16 protein-coding genes are annotated in these 16,546 nt (G+C 68.6%); 6 read left to right on the top strand and 10 right to left on the bottom strand.

From position 1 onward, the window contains the following. Positions 1 to 161 precede the first annotated feature (161 nt). A complete protein-coding gene (locus ACFWIW_RS41185) occupies positions 162 to 1,121 on the top strand; it encodes a helix-turn-helix transcriptional regulator (protein ID WP_378373456.1) in 960 nt (319 codons plus the stop codon). Here the strand turns inward: ACFWIW_RS41185 and ACFWIW_RS41190 are convergent. Both ACFWIW_RS41190 and ACFWIW_RS41195 read right to left on the bottom strand, forming a co-directional pair. After that, positions 1,080 to 2,453 (bottom strand): MFS transporter, encoded by a 1,374-nt coding sequence (locus ACFWIW_RS41190; RefSeq protein WP_378373457.1) that lies wholly within the window; start codon positions 2,451 to 2,453, stop codon positions 1,080 to 1,082. The two genes, ACFWIW_RS41185 and ACFWIW_RS41190, sit on opposite strands and share 42 nt — an antisense overlap. A 158-nt stretch (positions 2,454 to 2,611) precedes the next feature. Continuing rightward, on the bottom strand, positions 2,612 to 3,226 hold the full coding sequence (locus ACFWIW_RS41195) for a TetR/AcrR family transcriptional regulator (protein WP_016333230.1): 615 nt from the start codon (positions 3,224 to 3,226) through the stop codon (positions 2,612 to 2,614). Between the two features lie 88 nt (positions 3,227 to 3,314). Between ACFWIW_RS41195 and ACFWIW_RS41200 the strand changes: the two genes are divergently transcribed. Then, entirely contained in the window at positions 3,315 to 4,106 is a 792-nt protein-coding gene (locus ACFWIW_RS41200; RefSeq protein WP_378373458.1) for an SDR family oxidoreductase, read from the top strand. Next, positions 4,103 to 4,888, top strand: a complete 786-nt coding sequence (locus ACFWIW_RS41205; protein WP_378373459.1) for an SDR family oxidoreductase — start codon at positions 4,103 to 4,105, stop codon at positions 4,886 to 4,888. The genes ACFWIW_RS41200 and ACFWIW_RS41205 overlap by 4 nt, the downstream gene beginning before the upstream one ends. Positions 4,889 to 5,009: 121 nt before the next feature. Here the strand turns inward: ACFWIW_RS41205 and ACFWIW_RS41210 are convergent, their stop codons facing one another. Then, a complete protein-coding gene (locus ACFWIW_RS41210) occupies positions 5,010 to 5,822 on the bottom strand; it encodes an enoyl-CoA hydratase-related protein (RefSeq protein WP_378373460.1) in 813 nt (270 codons plus the stop codon). Between the two features lie 76 nt (positions 5,823 to 5,898). Here ACFWIW_RS41210 and ACFWIW_RS41215 point away from each other — a divergent pair, with 76 nt between their 5' ends. The 3 genes from ACFWIW_RS41215 (at position 5,899) to ACFWIW_RS41225 (ending at position 9,979) form a co-directional block, all read left to right on the top strand. Continuing rightward, on the top strand, positions 5,899 to 7,554 hold the full coding sequence (locus tag ACFWIW_RS41215) for an AMP-binding protein (RefSeq protein ID WP_378373461.1): 1,656 nt from the start codon (positions 5,899 to 5,901) through the stop codon (positions 7,552 to 7,554). A gap of 5 nt (positions 7,555 to 7,559) precedes the next feature. Beyond that, positions 7,560 to 8,543, top strand: a complete 984-nt coding sequence (locus ACFWIW_RS41220) for a phosphotriesterase (protein WP_378373462.1) — start codon at positions 7,560 to 7,562, stop codon at positions 8,541 to 8,543. 818 nt (positions 8,544 to 9,361) lie between these two features. After that, entirely contained in the window at positions 9,362 to 9,979 is a 618-nt protein-coding gene (locus ACFWIW_RS41225) for a TetR/AcrR family transcriptional regulator (RefSeq protein ID WP_016333237.1), read from the top strand. 3 nt (positions 9,980 to 9,982) lie between these two features. Here ACFWIW_RS41225 and ACFWIW_RS41230 read toward each other — a convergent pair whose 3' ends face one another. The 7 genes from ACFWIW_RS41230 to fabG form a co-directional block, all read right to left on the bottom strand. Then, positions 9,983 to 10,189: a hypothetical protein gene (locus ACFWIW_RS41230; protein ID WP_378373463.1), complete on the bottom strand. Its 207-nt coding sequence runs from the start codon at positions 10,187 to 10,189 to the stop codon at positions 9,983 to 9,985. Positions 10,190 to 10,270: 81 nt separating this feature from the next. Beyond that, entirely contained in the window at positions 10,271 to 11,386 is a 1,116-nt protein-coding gene (locus ACFWIW_RS41235; RefSeq protein ID WP_378373464.1) for an acyl-CoA dehydrogenase family protein, read from the bottom strand. Further along, on the bottom strand, positions 11,383 to 12,564 hold the full coding sequence (locus ACFWIW_RS41240; protein ID WP_378373465.1) for an acyl-CoA dehydrogenase family protein: 1,182 nt from the start codon (positions 12,562 to 12,564) through the stop codon (positions 11,383 to 11,385). Before ACFWIW_RS41240 ends, ACFWIW_RS41235 begins: the two co-directional genes overlap by 4 nt. Further along, positions 12,561 to 13,784 (bottom strand): acyl-CoA dehydrogenase family protein, encoded by a 1,224-nt coding sequence (locus ACFWIW_RS41245; RefSeq protein ID WP_378373466.1) that lies wholly within the window; start codon positions 13,782 to 13,784, stop codon positions 12,561 to 12,563. The genes ACFWIW_RS41240 and ACFWIW_RS41245 overlap by 4 nt, the downstream gene beginning before the upstream one ends. A gap of 2 nt (positions 13,785 to 13,786) precedes the next feature. Beyond that, on the bottom strand, positions 13,787 to 14,812 hold the full coding sequence (locus tag ACFWIW_RS41250) for a phosphotransferase family protein (RefSeq protein ID WP_378373467.1): 1,026 nt from the start codon (positions 14,810 to 14,812) through the stop codon (positions 13,787 to 13,789). A gap of 91 nt (positions 14,813 to 14,903) precedes the next feature. Further along, positions 14,904 to 15,356: a MaoC family dehydratase gene (locus ACFWIW_RS41255; protein WP_378373468.1), complete on the bottom strand. Its 453-nt coding sequence runs from the start codon at positions 15,354 to 15,356 to the stop codon at positions 14,904 to 14,906. Positions 15,357 to 15,359: 3 nt separating this feature from the next. Then, positions 15,360 to 16,121 (bottom strand): 3-oxoacyl-ACP reductase FabG, encoded by a 762-nt coding sequence (gene fabG / locus ACFWIW_RS41260; RefSeq protein ID WP_378373469.1) that lies wholly within the window; start codon positions 16,119 to 16,121, stop codon positions 15,360 to 15,362. Positions 16,122 to 16,546 lie beyond the last annotated feature (425 nt).

The following is a 16,546-nucleotide window of genomic DNA, read 5'->3' on the forward strand; positions in this document are numbered from 1 at the left end:
GGTTGCTACTTACCTCTGTGGGGGGGTTATATTAACCGGTACAATTTCGGGTTTGTTTTTGCCTTGGTCGTTTATACCCGCCACCGCCACTCACGAGCCCAATGCGGACCGGACCTGTCCTGAATATCTGCCAGACTCCCTCCCATGAAGCGAGCGAACCGATGACCACGGGCACGTCGGCACGGCTGCTGAGGCTCCTCTCCCTGCTGCAGGCACGGCGCGACTGGCCGGGCGCCGACCTGGCCGACCGGCTGCAGGTGGACGTCCGCACGGTCCGGCGCGACGTCGAGCGGCTGCGGGAGCTGGGCTACCCGGTGCACGCCACCCCCGGGGTCGCGGGCGGCTACCGGCTCGGTGCCGGGGCCGCGCTGCCGCCCCTGCTGCTGGACGACGACGAGGCGGTCGCGGTCGCCGTCGGTCTCCGCACGGCCGCGAACGGGACGGTGTCGGGTATCGAGGAGACCTCGGTGCGCGCGCTCACGAAACTGGAGCAGGTGCTGCCCGCCCGGCTCCGGCACCGGGTGACCGCGCTGAACACCGCGATGATCCCGCTCGGCGGCGTCGTCCCGGTCATCGACGCGGCGGCGCTGACGGTCATCGCGTCGGCGTGCCGCGACCATCAGCGGCTCCGGTTCAGCTACCGCAGCCACAGCGGCGACGTCACCGAGCGCTACATCGAGCCGTTGCGCCTGGTGCACACCGGGCGCCGGTGGTACCTGGTCGCGTTCGACCTCGATCGTGACGACTGGCGGACCTTCCGCGTCGACCGGATCGACGGCGTCCCGGACACGAGTTTCCGGTTCACGCCGAGGGAACCGCCCGCCGAGGACCTCGCGGCCTACGTTTCCCGCGGGATCACGTCGTCGCCGTATCCGCACCAGATGGTGCTTCGAGTCAACGCCTCGGCGGAGGCGCTCGCCGAGTACGTGACACCGACCGCCGGGACGATCGAGGCCATCGACGAGCGCACCTGCCGGGTCAGGGTCGGTTCCAACGACCTCTCCGTGATGCCCTACTACCTCGCCCACTGGGACGTCGACTTCGTCGTGGAGGAGGCGCCGGAGGAGGTCAAGGAGCGGCTACGACTGGTCGCCGACCGGTTCGCGCGCGCGGTCGTCTGAGTCCGAAGTGGACCGTGCGCGTTTGGCCAGCAGGCCGATCGAACCGAGCGAGATCAGGGCCAGCACGATGATGTAGAGCGAGACCGACATCGAGGTCCCGGTGGATTCCAGCAGCAGCACCATGATGAACGGCGCGAGCCCGCCGCCCACGACCGCGCTGATCTGGTAGCCGAGCGAGGCGCCGGTGTAGCGCATCTCGGCGGTGAACAGTTCGGCGAACAGCGCCGCCTGCGGGCCGTACATGATGCCGAGGAACAGCGACCCGACGAACGAGGCGACCACGAACAGCGGCAGGGACGCCGTGTCGATCAGCAGGAACATCGGAATCGCCCAGAGCGCGACGCCCGCCGCGCCGAAGGTGTAGATCTTGAGCCTGCCGATCCGGTCGGACAGCTTCGCCGCCAGCGGGATGATCGCCAGCTGCAGCGTGCTGATCAGCAGGGTCGCGACGAGCACGGTGGTCCGCGACATGCCCAGATGACGGGTGGCGTAGTCGAGGACGCCGTTCAGCAGGATGTAGAAGGTGGCGGTGTTGACCATGAAGGAACCACCGGCCAGCAGCACGGTGCCCTTGTGGTGGCGCAGGACGTCACGCAGCGGCGACTTGGCGCGGCCGCGTTCCTCGGCGGCGAGTTTCGCTTCGGCACGGCGGTATTCGGGCGTCTCGTCGATCTTGACGTGCATGTACCAGGCCAGCCCGAGCACGAGGACGCCGACCAGGAACGGGATCCGCCACGCCCACACGAGGAAATCCGACGGCGGAGCCACCTGCGCGGCGATCAGGAACACCGTGTTCGCCAGCACGACCCCGATCGGGACGCCGAGCTGGACGAGACTGCCGTAGAGACCGCGTTTCCCGGGAGGCGCGTATTCGGTGGCGAGCAGCATCGCGCCGCCCCACTGGGCGCCGACGGCGACCCCCTGCACGAGCCGTAGCAGCACCAGGAGGAGCGGCGCGGCGATGCCGATCGTGTCGTAGGTCGGCAGCAGGCCGATCAGTGTTGTCGCCGCGCCCATCAGCGCGATCGCCAGCACCAGCACGGGTTTCCGGCCGCGTTTGTCGCCGAGGCTGCCCGCGATGATCCCGCCGAGCGGCCTGGCGAGGAAGCCGACCGCGAAGGTGGCGAACGAGGCGAGGACGCCGGCCGCGGCGTTGGTGGTGGGGAAGAAGGTCTTCCCGAACACCAGGGCGGCGGCGATCCCGAAGACGAAGTAGTCGTACCACTCGACCGATGAGGCGAGTGCCGCCGCCGTCGCGGCCCTCCTGCGCTGGGAGACGGTGATCGTCGGTTCGGCGGCGGTTTCAGGGGCGTTCGGTGCGGTGTCGGCCATCTGGATGCCCTTCGCTCGGCGCTGCTGCGGCGATGCAGTCCGGGCAAGTTAACAACCGCTTAGTATGTGGTCAACGTCTCAACGGGTAATTCTAGATACCGACCAGTTGGTATGTCACTCTGGTGGCGGTATCTCCGGGGATGGTCGATCAGTACTGGTCAGGAGAGTTTCGTGCCGAGCATGCGCAGCACCAGCTCGCTGTACTCCTGGCCCAGCTTCTTGGGTGTCTGGCGGGCCCGCTCGCTGTACCAGCGGGAGACGTCGACGCCGAGGGAGAGCACGGCGCGGGCCGCGGTGTGCGGGTCGCCGACGGTGAACACGCCCGCCTGGGCGCCTTCGGTGATGACCTCGCGGACGACCTGCTCGATGCGGCGGCGCAGTTTCGCGACGATCTCGAACTCCTCGTCGGGCAGCGCCTGCAGTTCGTACTGCACCACGCGGGCCACGGTGTGCCTCCGCGCGTGCCAGGCCACGAAGTCCTCCACCAGCAGCCGGATCCGCTCGACCGGGTCGGTCTCCCGTGCCACGACGCTCTCGACCAGGGAGAGCGTCTGCTCGTGGCCGTACTTCGAGATCGCGAACAGCAACGCGGCCTTGGACGGGAAGTGCACGTACAGCGCCGCGGGGCTCATACCCGCCGCCGAAGCGATGTCCCTGGTGGTGGTCGCGTGATAGCCGCGCCGCGCGAAGGATTCGACCCCGGCCAGCATCAGGCGCCGTGCCGTCTCCGGCTGGACGTCGGGCCACAGTTCGGCCGACAGCGACATGGTCATCCGCAGATCCTCCCAGACGCTCGAACCGGAGTGTGGGCTTGACAGCGCCTCCGGACCTTCCCATTGTAAGTGAGCGCTCGCTTAGTGAATGCGCTCGCTAGTGAACACAGAGGAGATCGACAGAGTGAACCACTCCTTCAAGGATCGCGTCGCGATCGTGACCGGCGCCAGCCGGGGTATCGGTCTCGGGATCGCCAAGGACCTCGTCGAGCGCGGCGCGAAGGTGTGCATCACCGCACGCAAGCCGGAGCCGCTGGCCGAGGCGGTGGCCGAACTGGGCGGCGAGGCCGTCGCCATCGCCGTGCCGGGCAAGGCCGACGACGACGCCCACCAGGACGAGGCCGTCGCCAAGACCATCGAGGCCTTCGGGCGGCTCGACATGCTGGTCAACAACACCGGCATCAACCCCGTGTTCGGGCCCACCCTGGATGTCGATCCCGCCGCCGCCGCGAAGATCTTCGCCGTCAACGTGCTCGCCCCGCTTTCGTGGACCCGCAAGGCGCGCGACGCCTGGATGGGGGAGCACGGCGGCGCGGTGGTGAACGTCGCGTCCATCGCCGGGCTCGGCGCGTCGCCCGGGATCGGGATGTACGGCGTCAGCAAGGCCGCGCTGATCCGGCTCACCAAGGAACTCGGTTTCGAACTGGGGCCGAAGATCCGCGTGAACGCGGTCGCGCCGGCCGTGGTCAAGACCAAGTTCGCGACCGCGCTGTACGAAGGCCGCGAAGAAGAGGTCTCGGAGCCGTACCCGATGAAGCGTCTCGGCGTCCCGGCGGATATCGCGAGCGCCGTGTCGTTCCTGCTTTCGGAAGAGGCGGGCTGGATCACCGGGCAGACGATGGTCCTCGACGGCGGCGTGACGCTGGCCGGTGGCCTGTGACCCCGTCCTTCACCGGATCAGGTGTCGTCGTCACCGGCGGGGGCGGCGGGATCGGTGCCGTACTCGCCCGCCGGTTCGCCGCCGAGGGCGCGCGCGTGGTCGTCGGCGACCTGAACGGGGACGCCGCGGCCGAGGTCGCCAAGGAGATCGGCGGAACCGCCGTCGCCGGTGACGCCGCGAGCGAAGCGGGCGTCGCGTCGCTGATCGAGGCGGCCCGCGAAACCCTCGGTGAGATCGACGTCTTCTGTGCCAACGCCGGGATCGCGCCGATGGGCGGAGTGGACGCGCCCGAGGAGGACTGGGCGCGGATCTGGGACGTCAACGTCATGGCGCACGTACGGGCGGCGCGGCTGCTCCTGCCGCCGTGGCTCGAACGCGGGCGCGGGCACTTCATTTCGACGGTTTCGGCGGCGGGATTGCTGACCAGCCTCGGTTCGGCGTCGTATTCGGTGACCAAACACGGCGCGCTCGCCTTCGCCGAATGGCTGTCGGCGACGTACCGGCACCGCGGGCTCACCGTGCAGGCCATCTGCCCGCAGGGCGTGCGGACGGCGATGCTGGAGAACACCGGCCCCGCGGGCGAACTGCTGATGGGCGCGTCGGCGATCCAGCCGGAACAGGTCGCGGACGCGTTGTTCGAGGCCATCGCCGCCGACCGTTTCCTGGTGCTGCCGCACCCCGAGGTCGCGGACTACTACGCCGCGCGGGCCACACAGACCGACCGTTGGCTCGGCGGGATGAACAAGCTTCAGCGCAAGGTGGAGCAGCTCGCCGGGGAGTGATCTCCCGGGGTCGCAGGCGGAACTCGCGTGATCCGGCTCCGATCACGCGAGTTCCGGCTTGCTTCGGCGGCGGCGACCACGGGCGAAACCGTCTGATCCGGTCGGGGCGCGCGTCCGGGGCCTAATCTCCTTGGTGCGGCGGGAAATTCGGCGGGCGGCGTTCGTTCCAGCTGGCGAGGCCTTCGGGAAGTTCCGGGTGGCTGAAGGATTCGAGCATCAGGGCGGTGGCTTCGCGGGCGGAATCCTCCAGGGAGAGCCCGGCTTCCCGGAGAACCTGCTGTTTGATGAGCGCCATCGAGCGCGGCGCGCTGTAGGTCGCGAGTTCGGTGGCGTAGGCCATCGCCCGCGCGGAGAGCTCTTCCGGCTGCACGATTTCCTGCACCAGGCCGTACTCGTACGCCTGTTCCGCGGTGAAGGTCCGCCCGGAGAGCAGCAGATCGAGCGCCCGGCCGCGGCCGACGAGTTCGGGCAGCAGTTTCGCCACCCCGTATTCGGCGATGAGGCCCCGCCGTGCGAAGGCGGTGGTGAACCTCGCGCCCGCCGCGGCGAACCGGACGTCGGCGGCGCAGGCGATCACGAAGCCGAGCCCGGCGCAGCCACCGTTGATCGCCGCGACCACCGGCACGCCGGCATACGCGGCGGCGAGGACGTCGCGGAAACCTTCTCGTTCCGGCGCACCGGCGCCGCTGACGGAGATGTCCTCCAGCAATCCCAGATCCGCTCCGGGGCAGAAGGAACGCCCGCTGCCGGTGACGACGACGGCACGGACCCCGGGGTCGGCCGAGGCCTCACCCAGCAGCCTGCCGTAGCGGATCTGCATCGGCTGGTCCATCGCGTTGCCGCGCCCGGGTTTGTCGAAGGTGATCGTGGCGACGGCGCCGTCCACGGCGTACCGGACAGTGTCCATTTCGGACGGTGAGAGCTGATCGGTCACGTCGACCTCCTTGCGTCATCGACATACTAAGCGGATGCTTACAGGATCGTCGAGACTTGTCAGGGAGGAAACCTGCATGAGCCGGTACGAAGCGAAGCCGTGGCTGGCCGCCTACGAAGATCGGATGAAGGCGGCGGAGGCACCGAAGGCGACGACGGTCCTGGAGTCTTTCCGGCGGGCGGTCCAGCGCTCTCCGGAGGCCACGGCGATCGCCTACTTCGACGCCACGATGAGCTATCGCGAGGTCGACGAGCTCTCCGACGGCGTCGCGCGTCATCTGCTGGGCTCCGGTTTCGCCCCGGGCGACCGGCTCGCCCTGGTCCTGCAGAACATCCCGCAGTTCGTGCTGGCGTTGCTCGGCGCGTGGAAGGCGGGCGGGATCGTCGTCCCGGTCAACCCGATGTACCGCGAGCGGGAACTCCGGCACGTCTTCGACGACGCGGGGGTGCGCGCGGTCGTCTGCTCGCAGAGCGGCTGGAACCGCCGGATCGGCCCGCTCGTCCCCGGCAGCGGTGTGACGATCGCGCTGACCACCAGCGAGCTCGACCTGCAGGGCCGCGACGACGCGCGCGTGTTCGGCGGGATCGTGCGGGAGCCGACTCCCGGCGCCGCCGATCTGCTGACGGTGGCGCGGGCCGCGGCCGGAGACCCGCCCCCTGACCCCGGGCTCGGCGCCGACGACGTCGCGCTGATCAGCTACACGTCGGGCACCAGCGGGACGCCGAAGGGGGCGATGAACACCCACGGCAACCTCGGTGCGAACGCGGCCGTGCTCAGCACGTTCAGCGGCCTCGGCGAGGGCGCCACGCTGTTCGGTCTCGCCCCGCTGTTCCACATCACCGGCATGGTCTGCGAGATCGCCTCCGCGATCGACATCGGCGGCACGCTCGCGCTCGCGTACCGGTTCGAGCCCGGCGTGGTGCTCGACGCCTTCCTGGAGCACAAGCCCGTGTACACGGTCGGCCCGTCCACGGCGTACATGGCGTTGATGGCCCACCCCGGCGTCGGCCGCGAACATTTCGCCTCCTTCGAGTTGCTGTACTCCGGTGGTGCCGCGCTGCCGCCCGCCGTGGTCGGCACGTTCCGCGAACGGTTCGGCCACTACATCCACAACGGCTACGGGCTCACCGAGACGACCGCGGGCTGCATCGTCGTCCCGAGCAGTCTCGAAGCGCCCATCGACGAAGCGTCCGGCACGATCTCGATCGGCCTGCCCGTACCGGGGACGATCGTGCGCATCCTCGGTGAAAACGGTGAGGAACTGCCGTTCGGGACGGCGGGTGAGATCGCCGTCGAAGGACCGATGGTGATCCCCGGTTACTGGAACCGGCCCGAGGCGACCGAAGCCGCGCTGCCCGGCGGCAGGCTCCTGACCGGCGACATCGGCTTCATGGAGCCGAGTGGCTGGGTCTACGTCGTCGATCGCAAGAAGGACATGATCAACGCCTCGGGGTTCAAGGTCTGGCCGCGAGAGGTCGAGGACGTCCTGTACACGCATCCGGCGGTGCGTGAAGCGGCCGTCGTCGGCGTTCCCGACGCATACCGCGGCGAGACCGTGAAGGCCTACATCAGCCCGGCGCCGGGCACCACGCCCGACCCTCAGGACCTTGTCACGTACTGCAAGGAACGCCTCGCCGCGTACAAGTACCCGCGCGTGATCGAGGTGCTCGACGAACTGCCGAAAACGGTGAGCGGCAAGATCCTCCGCCGCGAACTCCGGGAAAGGGGCTGAGCGGGATGGCACAGGTCGAAACCGTTCGCGGGCCCGTCGACACCGGCGAGCTGGGCCGGGTGCTCATGCACGAACACCTGTTCGTGCTCAGTCCCGAGTTCATGGCGAACCATCCCGAGCACGACGGATTCCGCGAGGACGAACACGTCGCCGACGCGATCCGGCGGCTCGACGAGCTCAAGGCCGCCGGGATCGACACCATCGTCGACCCCACCGTGATCGGGCTCGGCCGCTACATCCCGCGCGTGCGGCGGGTCGCGGCCGAAACCGACCTCCGGATCATCGTCGCGACCGGGCTCTACACCTACAACGACGTCCCGCACTACCTCCACCATCGCGGACCGGGCCTCATCTTCGACGACGGCGAGGACCCGCTCGTCGGCCTCTTCACCGGCGACATCGTCGACGGGATCGCCGGCACCGGGGTGAAGGCGGCCCTGCTGAAGTGCGCGACCGACGAACCCGGGGTCACTCCCGGCGTCGAACGGGTCCTGCGCGCGGTCGCGAAGGCACACCGGGAGACCGGCGCGCCGATCATGACCCACACCCACGCGCCCACCCGGCGCGGTCTTGAGCAGCAGGCCGTCTTCGCGACCGAAGGCGTCGACTTGAGCAGGGTCCTCATCGGCCACAGCGGCGACACCACCGACCTCGATTACCTCACCGAGATCGCCGACAAGGGATCGTTGCTGGGGATGGACCGGTTCGGGCTCGACCCGTTGCTGTCGTTCGACGACCGGGTGGCCACGGTCGCGGCGATGTGCGAGCGCGGTTACGCCGGCAGCATGGTCCTCTCCCATGACGCCTCCTGTTTCATCGACTGGTTCGAGCAGGACAAGATGGCCGCCGTGGCGCCCAACTGGCATTTCCTCCACATCACCCGTGACGTGCTGCCCGCTTTGCGGGAGCGTGGGGTTTCCGAAAAGGACATAACGACGATGCTGGTGACGAATCCCCGCCGGTTCTTCGAGCACGGCGGCGCGTATTGACCCCTTCGTTCTGGTGCCGGGGGCCGGCGCTCGGGCGGGGTGGTCGCGCCCCACCACGCCACCGCCGCTCTTCGCTCGCAGCCGCAGTACGTGAAGGCCCCTTCATTGCGTCTAGCGCCAGGTCCCGGCAAAGTCGAGATAGCGCAGGCCTGGGTTCCCGAACGCTGACAGGGCGGGCACGGGTACGGTTATTCGTGGGGTCGTGAGTGGCAAAGAGGGTTAGAACGACCCAAAACACTCACGACTGTAAAACGCCTGAATCGGGCTCTTTGGTCTCGATTCGTGTCCCTTGTGGACTGTCGAGATCCAGATCTCTTGGCTGAGCCTGCTCCTGCGAACGCCTCTGTGCCTCATGACAGTGGCACTGACCAGCAGTTATACGACTTTGCCGGGACCCTGGCGTCTAGCGCAAGGGAGGGGGTCTTCATGTACTTGGGGAAGGTGTGGAGGTCGAGTTTCCTCGGCTGAGCCGCGGGTGGCGTTCATGGACCTGCGATCAACTGCCGCCACATTCAGCAGGTACCTGAGACAGCCTTGGTTCTGACCCGAATCGCCACTCACGAGGTTTGCGGGGCCGAGTCCTGGCTTGCGTCGTGGTGACGCGGCACCGCACTCGCGTGATCGAAGCCGGAACTCGCGTGATCGAAGCCGGAACTCGCGTGATCGAAGCCGGAACTCGCGTGATCGGCGGCGGAACACCGGGTGCGGCATCCGGTCACGCGAGTCACGTGCCTGATCACGCGAGCTTGAGTCCCCCTTTTCCCGTGCGTCGACAAACCGGCCGGTATGCTGAGTGTCCGCACGAGAAGGAGCCGGTCATGACACGAGCGACCACCCGGAAGGCCGAGGCAGGCGGCGAAGACCAGGCCGCCGTCCCGCGCCGTCTGCTGTCGCACGCCACGAAGCTCTTCGCCAAGAAGGGTTTCGACCGCACCTCCGTGCAGGAGATCGTCGAGGCGGCCGGGGTCACCAAGGGCGCGATGTACCACTACTTCGGCTCCAAGGACGACCTCCTTTACGAGATCTACGCCCGGGTGCTGCGCTCGCAGACCGAGCAACTGGAAAAGGTGGCCTCGAGTGAGGCGCCGCTGCGGGAGCGGCTGCGTTCCGCCGCCTCCGACGTCATCGTCAGCACGATCGACAACCTCGACGACAACACGATCTTCATGCAGTCCATGCATCAGCTCAGCGTGGAGAAGCAGAAGGCCGTCCGCGCGGAACGCCGCAAGTACCACGAGCGGTTCCGCACGCTGATCGAGGAAGGCCAGGAGTCCGGCGAATTCCGCGGCGACAAACCGGCCGACGTGATCGTCGACTTCTTCTTCGGCTCCGTGCACCACCTCGGTTCGTGGTACCGGCGTGGCGGCGCGCTCTCGGCCCGCCAGATCGGTGACCACTTCGCCGACCTCCTGCTGGCGGCGCTGCGGCCCGAGTAGCGCTCAGCCCGCGGGTGCCCGCCGTTCGGGTGGCCGGCCCTGGGCGGCCAGGCTCGACCGCAAGGCGACGGCGAAGTCGGAAAGGGTGAAGCCGGGCAGTTCCGCGACGAGTGCCGTCGTCGTCCCGTGGGGGCGATCCACAGCACTTCGCCTTTCGCGCAGTGATCGAAGCGGACCCTGGGTCTTCGCGGTCGCCACGAGCAGTTTCATGCTGACTCCCTGTTCGAGCGGATGTTCGAACAGTTGTACCGGCGGGGTCCGACAGTTTCCGGGCGGACCCCGCCGGGCGGGTCAGGCGGGGAGGTCGATCAGCGGCGCGAGGGCGGCGCGATGCCGCCCGGGAGTGCCCAACGCGATCTCGTCGCTCTTCGCGCGCTTCAGGTACAGGTGCGCGGGGTGCTCCCAGGTCATGCCGATCCCGCCGTGCAGCTGGATCGCCTCTTCGGCCGCGTGGACGGCGATGGGGGAGTTGCGGGCCTGCGCGACCGCGACGGCGATCGCGATGTCGTCACCGGAAGCCAGGCAGTCGGCGGCGTACCGCGCGGTCGCCCTGGCGTTGACGAGATCCGTGTACAGGTTCGCCAGCCGGTGCTTCAGCGACTGGAAGGAACCGACCTGGCGGCCGAACTGGTAACGCTCCTTGAGGTAGCGCACCGTTTCCGTCAGTGCCCACTCGGCGATCCCGAGCTGCTCCGAAGCGAGCAGCCCGGCCGCCGTCACGAGCGCCGTGTCGAGCGCGGACGTGGCCACCGAGGAGCCGGCGACACGTTTCGCGGCCGCGTTCTCCAAGGTGACGTCGGCGATGCGCCGGGTGAGGTCGAGGGAGACGGCCTCGGTGACCGTCACTCCGGCCGACGACACGTCGACCGTGTACAGGCCGGGGCCGTCGGGCCCCACCGCCGGGACGACGAGCAGTTCGGCCACCGAAGCGTCGGCGACGCTGCGGACCTTGCCGCTCAGTGTGCCGTCGGCCGCCGCGGTCACCGTCGAGGGGAACTCGGTGCCGGGCGCGGTCGACAGCCGCACGGCCAGCGCGCCGATGAGCGTGCCCGCGGCCAGCTTCCCGAGCCGTTCGGACACTTCCGCCTGCGACGTGTCGGTCGCCAGCAGGGCAGACGTCGCCAGGACGGCGCTGCCGAGATAGGGGACGGGGGCGACGCTGCGCCCGAGCTCCTCCATCACGACGGCGACTTCCCGCGCCGAAGCGCCGTGCCCGCCCAGTGCTTCCGGGACGGCGAGCCCCGCCGCGCCGAGGTCGGCGGCGAGCGTGCGCCACAACTTCAGGTCGTACGGCTCCGCCGTTTCGGTCCTGGCGATCAGGGCCGCCGGTTCGGCGCGGTCTTTGAACAGATCGCGGACGCTGGCGCGAAGGTCCTCTTCGACCTCGGAATACAGCAGGTCGGTCATCGGGGCAGGTCCTTCCAGGCGACGTCCTTGTCGATCCGCGGCTCGGACGGCAGCCCCAGCACGCGCTCGGCGATGATGTTGCGCAGGACCTCCGAGGTGCCGCCCTCGATGGAGTTCCCCTTCGCGCGCAGATAGCGATAGCCGGCTTCGCGGCCGAGGAAGTTCACGCCGTCGGGACGTCGCATCGTCCAGTCGTCGTAGCGCAGGCCCTCGTCGCCCAGCAGCTCGATCTCCAGCCCGGAGGCGGCCTGGTTCAGCTCCGAGAACGCGACCTTGACCGCGGAACCCTCCGGCCCCGGCGCGCCCGCGGCGAGCTGCTGCCGCAGCCGCGAACTCACCAGGCGCAGGCTTTCGCCCTCCACCCACAGCTTCAGCAGCCTGTCGTGCAGTTCGGACGTGCGCAGTTCCGGGCGCTCCCGCCAGACTTCCGCGACGACGCCGACCATGCCGCCGTCACGCGGGAACTCGGTCCCGCCGATCGCGACCCGTTCGTTCATCAGCGTGGTCTGCGCGACCTTCCAGCCGTCGCCGACGGCGCCGAGGCGGTGCGCGTCGGGAATGCGGACCTCGCTGAGGAAGACCTCGTTGAACTCGGCCTCGCCGGTGATCTGCCGCAGCGGCCGGACCTCGACGCCCGGTGCGGTCATGTCGCACAGGAAGTACGTCATGCCACGGTGTTTCGGCACGTCGGGATCGGTGCGGGTGACCAGGATGGCCCACTGCGACTTGTGCGCGCCCGACGTCCAGACCTTCTGGCCGGTGACCACCCAGTCGTCGCCGTCGCGGACCGCGCGGGTGCCCAGCGCGGCCAGGTCGGATCCGGCGCCGGGCTCGCTGAACAGCTGGCACCACACCTCGCGTTCTGTCCACAGTGGACGCAGGAAGCGCTGGTGCTGTTCGGGTGTGCCGAAGGCGAGGATGGTCGGCGCGGCCATGCCGAGACCGATCCCGATCCGCCGTTTGTCGTTGTCCGGGGCGCCCGCCGCGGCGAGCTCTTTGTCGACAACGGACTGGAGGGAGCGGGGCGCGTTCAGGCCGCCCAGCCCCTCGGGGAAGTGGATCCAGGCCAGCCCGGCGTCGAACCGCGCGTCGAGGAAGTCCTGGCGCGGCGTGCTTTCCGGCGGATACGCGGCCAGCAGCTCGGCCACGCGCCGCTTGAGATCGTCCACAGTGGTCACTTCGAGGCCTCCCCGCGGTACTTCTTCAGCTCGCGGTGTGCCAGCGAGCGCTTGTGCACCTCGTCCGGGCCGTCGGCCAGGCGCAGTGTCCGCACCTGCGCCCACATCTCGGCGACCGGGAAGTCCTGGCTGACGCCGCCCGCGCCGAACAGCTGCACCGCCTTGTCGAGGATCCACTCGACGGTGATCGGGGTGGAGATCTTGATCGCCTGGATCTCGGTGTGCGCGCCCTGGTTGCCGACCGTGTCCATCAGCCACGCGGTCTTGAGCACCAGCAGCCGCTGCTGCTCGATCTTGACCCGCGCTTCGGCGATCCAGTCCTGCACCACGCCCTGTTCGGCGATCGGCTTGCCGAAGGTCTCGCGCGAAAGCGCCCGGCGGCACATGAGTTCCAGCGCGCGTTCGGCCATGCCGATGGCGCGCATGCAGTGGTGGATCCGGCCCGGCCCGAGGCGTGCCTGCGCGATGGCGAACCCGTCGCCCTCACCGGCGATGAGGTTCTCCGCCGGCACACGGACGTCCTCGAAGAGCACTTCGGCGTGGCCGCCGTGGTCCCCGTCGGTGTAGCCGAACACGTGCATACCGCGTTTCACGGTCATGCCGGGGGTGTCGCGGGGGACCAGGATCATGCTCTGCTGTTTGTGCGCGGGCCCGTCAGGATCGGTTTTGCCCATCACGATGAAGATCTTGCAGTTCGGGTTCATCGCGCCGGAGATGTACCACTTGCGGCCGTTGATGACGTACTCGTCGCCGTCACGCCGGATGCTGGTGGCGATGTTGCGCGCGTCGGAGGAGGCGACGTCGGGCTCGGTCATCGCGAACGCGGACCGGATCTCCCCGTCCAGCAACGGTTGCAGCCACTGCTTCTTCTGCTGCTCGGTGCCGAACATGGTGAGCACTTCCATGTTCCCGGTGTCCGGTGCCGCGCAGTTCACCGCGGTCGGCGCGAGCCGGAGACTGCGGCCGGTGATCTCGGCCAGCGGCGCGTACTGCAGGTTCGTCAAGCCCGCGCCGTGGTCACCGGGGAGGAAGAAGTTCCACAGCCCGCGTTTGCGGGCCTCGGCCTTGAGTTCTTCGACGATCGGCGGCTGCGACCATTCGCTGTCGCGCTCGGCCAGCTGCCGCTCGAAGACGGCCTCGGCCGGGTAGATGTGCGAATCCATGAACTCGAGGAGCTTTCCCCGCAGTTCCTCGGTTTTCGCGTCGAAGGCGAAGTCCATCTCTATCCCTCTTCCTTGAGAGTCTCATTGCCGTGCGCGATCAACGGGACGACGCCCGAACCGATGCCGTCGAATCCGGCGCCGACGGTCTGCCCCTTGCTGTAGCGGAGGTGGATGCCTTCCAGGATCACCGCGAGTTTGAAGAACGCGAAGCTCACGTACCAGTTGAGCCGGGAGACATCGCGGCCGGAGCGCTCGGCGTACCGCGCGATGACCTCGTCGTTGCGCGGATAGCCCGGCGCCGAACTCGCGTTGGACACGAACTGCAAGGAGACCTTGTCGCGTTCGGCGTAGGCCACCAGCAGCGCCAGGTCGGTCAGCGGGTCGCCGAGGGTGGACATCTCCCAGTCCAGCACCGCGGTGATCCGGTCGTCGGCGTTCACCAGCACGTTGTCCAGCCGGTAGTCGCCGTGGACGATCGACGGCTTGCCCGATTCCGGCACCGACGAGGCGAGCCGGTCGTGCAGTTCGTCGACGCCGGGGAGGTCGCGGCTGCGGTTGCCGTCGAGCTGCTTCTTCCAGCGCCGCAGCTGGCGTTCGAGGAAGCCCTCGGGACGGCCGAAATCGCCGAGCCCCACCGATTCCGGCTCGACGGCGTGCAGCGCGACCAGGGTGTCGACCAGTTCCTCCGCGATCGCCTTGGTCCGGGCGGGGCCGAGCGCGGCGAGTTCGGTGTCGGAGCGGAAGGGTGTGCCCTCCACGAACTCCATCACGTAGAACCGCGAGCCGATGACGTCGGTGTCCTCGCACAGCAGCACGGTTTCCGGCACCGGGACGGCCGTGCCGTGCAGGCCGGAGATCACCCGGTACTCGCGGCCCATGTCGTGCGCCGTCGGCAGCACGTGGCCCAGCGGCGGGCGGCGGACCACCCAGCGGGACCGGCCGTCACCCACGATGTAGGTGAGATTCGACCGGCCCCCTTCCACGACCTGGCCGCTCAGGTCGCCCTGGACGAGCCCCGGCCGCTGCTCGTCCAGATGGGCCTTGAGCCTGGCCAGGTCGAGGCCCGGCAGGTCGGACTGGTTCATGGTGCCTCCAGCGTCTCGCTTTCCGGTTACAGTACCGACCAGTCGGTATGTCGGGTAGGGCTGGTCCGGCGAGGTGCCGGAGGTCACTCTCTCAGGCGATCAGCCGGACGACCATCTCCGCGACGCACGCCGGTTTCGGCTCGCCGTCGATCTCGATCGTCCACCGGACGACGGCCTGTTTGCCGCCGGCGACGTCGGTGACCTCGACCAGTTCGGCACCCGCCCGGATCTTCGCGCCGACCTTGACCGGCTGCGGGAACCGGACCTTGTTCAGGCCGTAGTTGATGCCCATCTTGAGCCCGTGGACCCGGTAGAGCTTGCCGACGAAACCCGAAATGAGCGACAGCGTCAGGAAACCGTGGGCGATCGGAGCCCCGAACGGGCCTTCGGCGGCCTTCTCGACGTCGACGTGGATCCACTGGTGGTCGTCGGTGGCGTCGGCGAACAGATTCACCCGGTCCTGGGTGAGCGTCAGCCAGTCGCTGTAGCCGAAATGCTCGCCGACGGCGTTCTCGAACTCCTGCAGGGAGGCGAATTCGCGCATGGCTCAGTCCTTCGGTCCGCCGGCGACGTAGATGACCTGGCCGGAGATGAATCCGGCGCCGTCGCTCACCAGGAACGACGCGAGGTTGGCGATGTCGTCGGGGGTGCCGACGCGCTGCACCGGGATCTGCGACGCGGCCGCCGCCTTGAAGTCCTCGAACGACATGCCGAGCCGCTCGGCGGTCGCCGCGGTCATGTCGGTGGCGATGAACCCGGGGGCGATGGCGTTCGCGGTGACGTTGAACTTGCCCAGTTCGATCGCGAGGGTCTTGGTGAAGCCCTGCATACCGGCCTTGGCGGCGGAGTAGTTGACCTGGCCGCGGTTGCCCAGCGCCGAGGTGCTGGACAGGTTGACGATGCGGCCCCACTTCTCCTGCGTCTGGTACTTCTGCACCTCGCGGGTCATCAGGAACGAACCCTTCAGGTGCACGCCCAGCACCGAGTCCCAGTCCTGTTCGGTCATCTTGAACAGCAGGTTGTCGCGGGTGATACCGGCGTTGTTGATCAGCACGGTCGGCGCGCCGAGTTCCTCGGCCACCCGGGTCACCGCGGCTTCGACCTGCGCGGCGTCGTTGACGTCCAGCGCGACACCGACGGCCTTGCCGCCCTCGGCGACGATCGCTTCTGCACCCTGTTTGACGCCTGCCTCGTCGAGGTCCAGCAGGCCGACGGCGAATCCGTCGGCGGCGAGCCGCTTGGCCACGGCCGCCCCGATGCCGCGGCCGGCGCCGGTGACGATCGCTACGCGGGAGGGGTGTTCGGTCACGGGTGTTCTCCTCGTCGTCGAGTGGAAGTGCCGTCGAGTCTGCCGTACTGAGCGGTCGGTTTGTAGAGATGTCAGGCCAGGAGTCTCGCTGTGATCGTAATCACGGGTGCCCGAACGGCCACTTCCGACGAGCCTCGGCCCGCCGATACGAGCGCACGTGGAGGTGCCACCTGCGCCGAAGAGTCCCTGTCCTGACCGGTCTGCTCCTGGTGACCGCGCTCGGAGTGACCGGGCGCCTTTCGACGGCGGCAAGACCTGGCATCGGCAGGCCCTTGTCGTGGCGCCGCCGTTCGGTTCTCCGGCTTTCGTGTCGTCGCGGCCGTCGGCGACCGATTCTGGCCGGAATTCGGTGACGCGGACGGTCACGGACGCCTACCGCCCGCGGTGAGCGCGCGTCGCGAAAGCCACTTTCGAGACATCAGATG

Origin of the sequence: Amycolatopsis sp. NPDC058340, assembly GCF_042723975.1 — a bacterium.
Classification (GTDB): Bacteria; Actinomycetota; Actinomycetes; order Mycobacteriales; family Pseudonocardiaceae; genus Amycolatopsis.

Coding starts and splice junctions, on each gene's coding strand:
- ACFWIW_RS41250 (WP_378373467.1), bottom strand. CDS start 14,812: ATGAACCAGTCCGACCTGCCGGGCCTCGACCTGGCCAGGCTCAAGGCC.
- ACFWIW_RS41220 (WP_378373462.1), top strand. CDS start 7,560: ATGGCACAGGTCGAAACCGTTCGCGGGCCCGTCGACACCGGCGAGCTG.
- ACFWIW_RS41200 (WP_378373458.1), top strand. CDS start 3,315: ATGCGCTCGCTAGTGAACACAGAGGAGATCGACAGAGTGAACCACTCC.
- ACFWIW_RS41215 (WP_378373461.1), top strand. CDS start 5,899: ATGAGCCGGTACGAAGCGAAGCCGTGGCTGGCCGCCTACGAAGATCGG.
- ACFWIW_RS41185 (WP_378373456.1), top strand. CDS start 162: ATGACCACGGGCACGTCGGCACGGCTGCTGAGGCTCCTCTCCCTGCTG.
- ACFWIW_RS41255 (WP_378373468.1), bottom strand. CDS start 15,356: ATGCGCGAATTCGCCTCCCTGCAGGAGTTCGAGAACGCCGTCGGCGAG.
- ACFWIW_RS41195 (WP_016333230.1), bottom strand. CDS start 3,226: ATGACCATGTCGCTGTCGGCCGAACTGTGGCCCGACGTCCAGCCGGAG.
- ACFWIW_RS41235 (WP_378373464.1), bottom strand. CDS start 11,386: ATGACCGACCTGCTGTATTCCGAGGTCGAAGAGGACCTTCGCGCCAGC.
- ACFWIW_RS41225 (WP_016333237.1), top strand. CDS start 9,362: ATGACACGAGCGACCACCCGGAAGGCCGAGGCAGGCGGCGAAGACCAG.
- ACFWIW_RS41245 (WP_378373466.1), bottom strand. CDS start 13,784: ATGGACTTCGCCTTCGACGCGAAAACCGAGGAACTGCGGGGAAAGCTC.
- ACFWIW_RS41230 (WP_378373463.1), bottom strand. CDS start 10,189: ATGAAACTGCTCGTGGCGACCGCGAAGACCCAGGGTCCGCTTCGATCA.
- ACFWIW_RS41190 (WP_378373457.1), bottom strand. CDS start 2,453: ATGGCCGACACCGCACCGAACGCCCCTGAAACCGCCGCCGAACCGACG.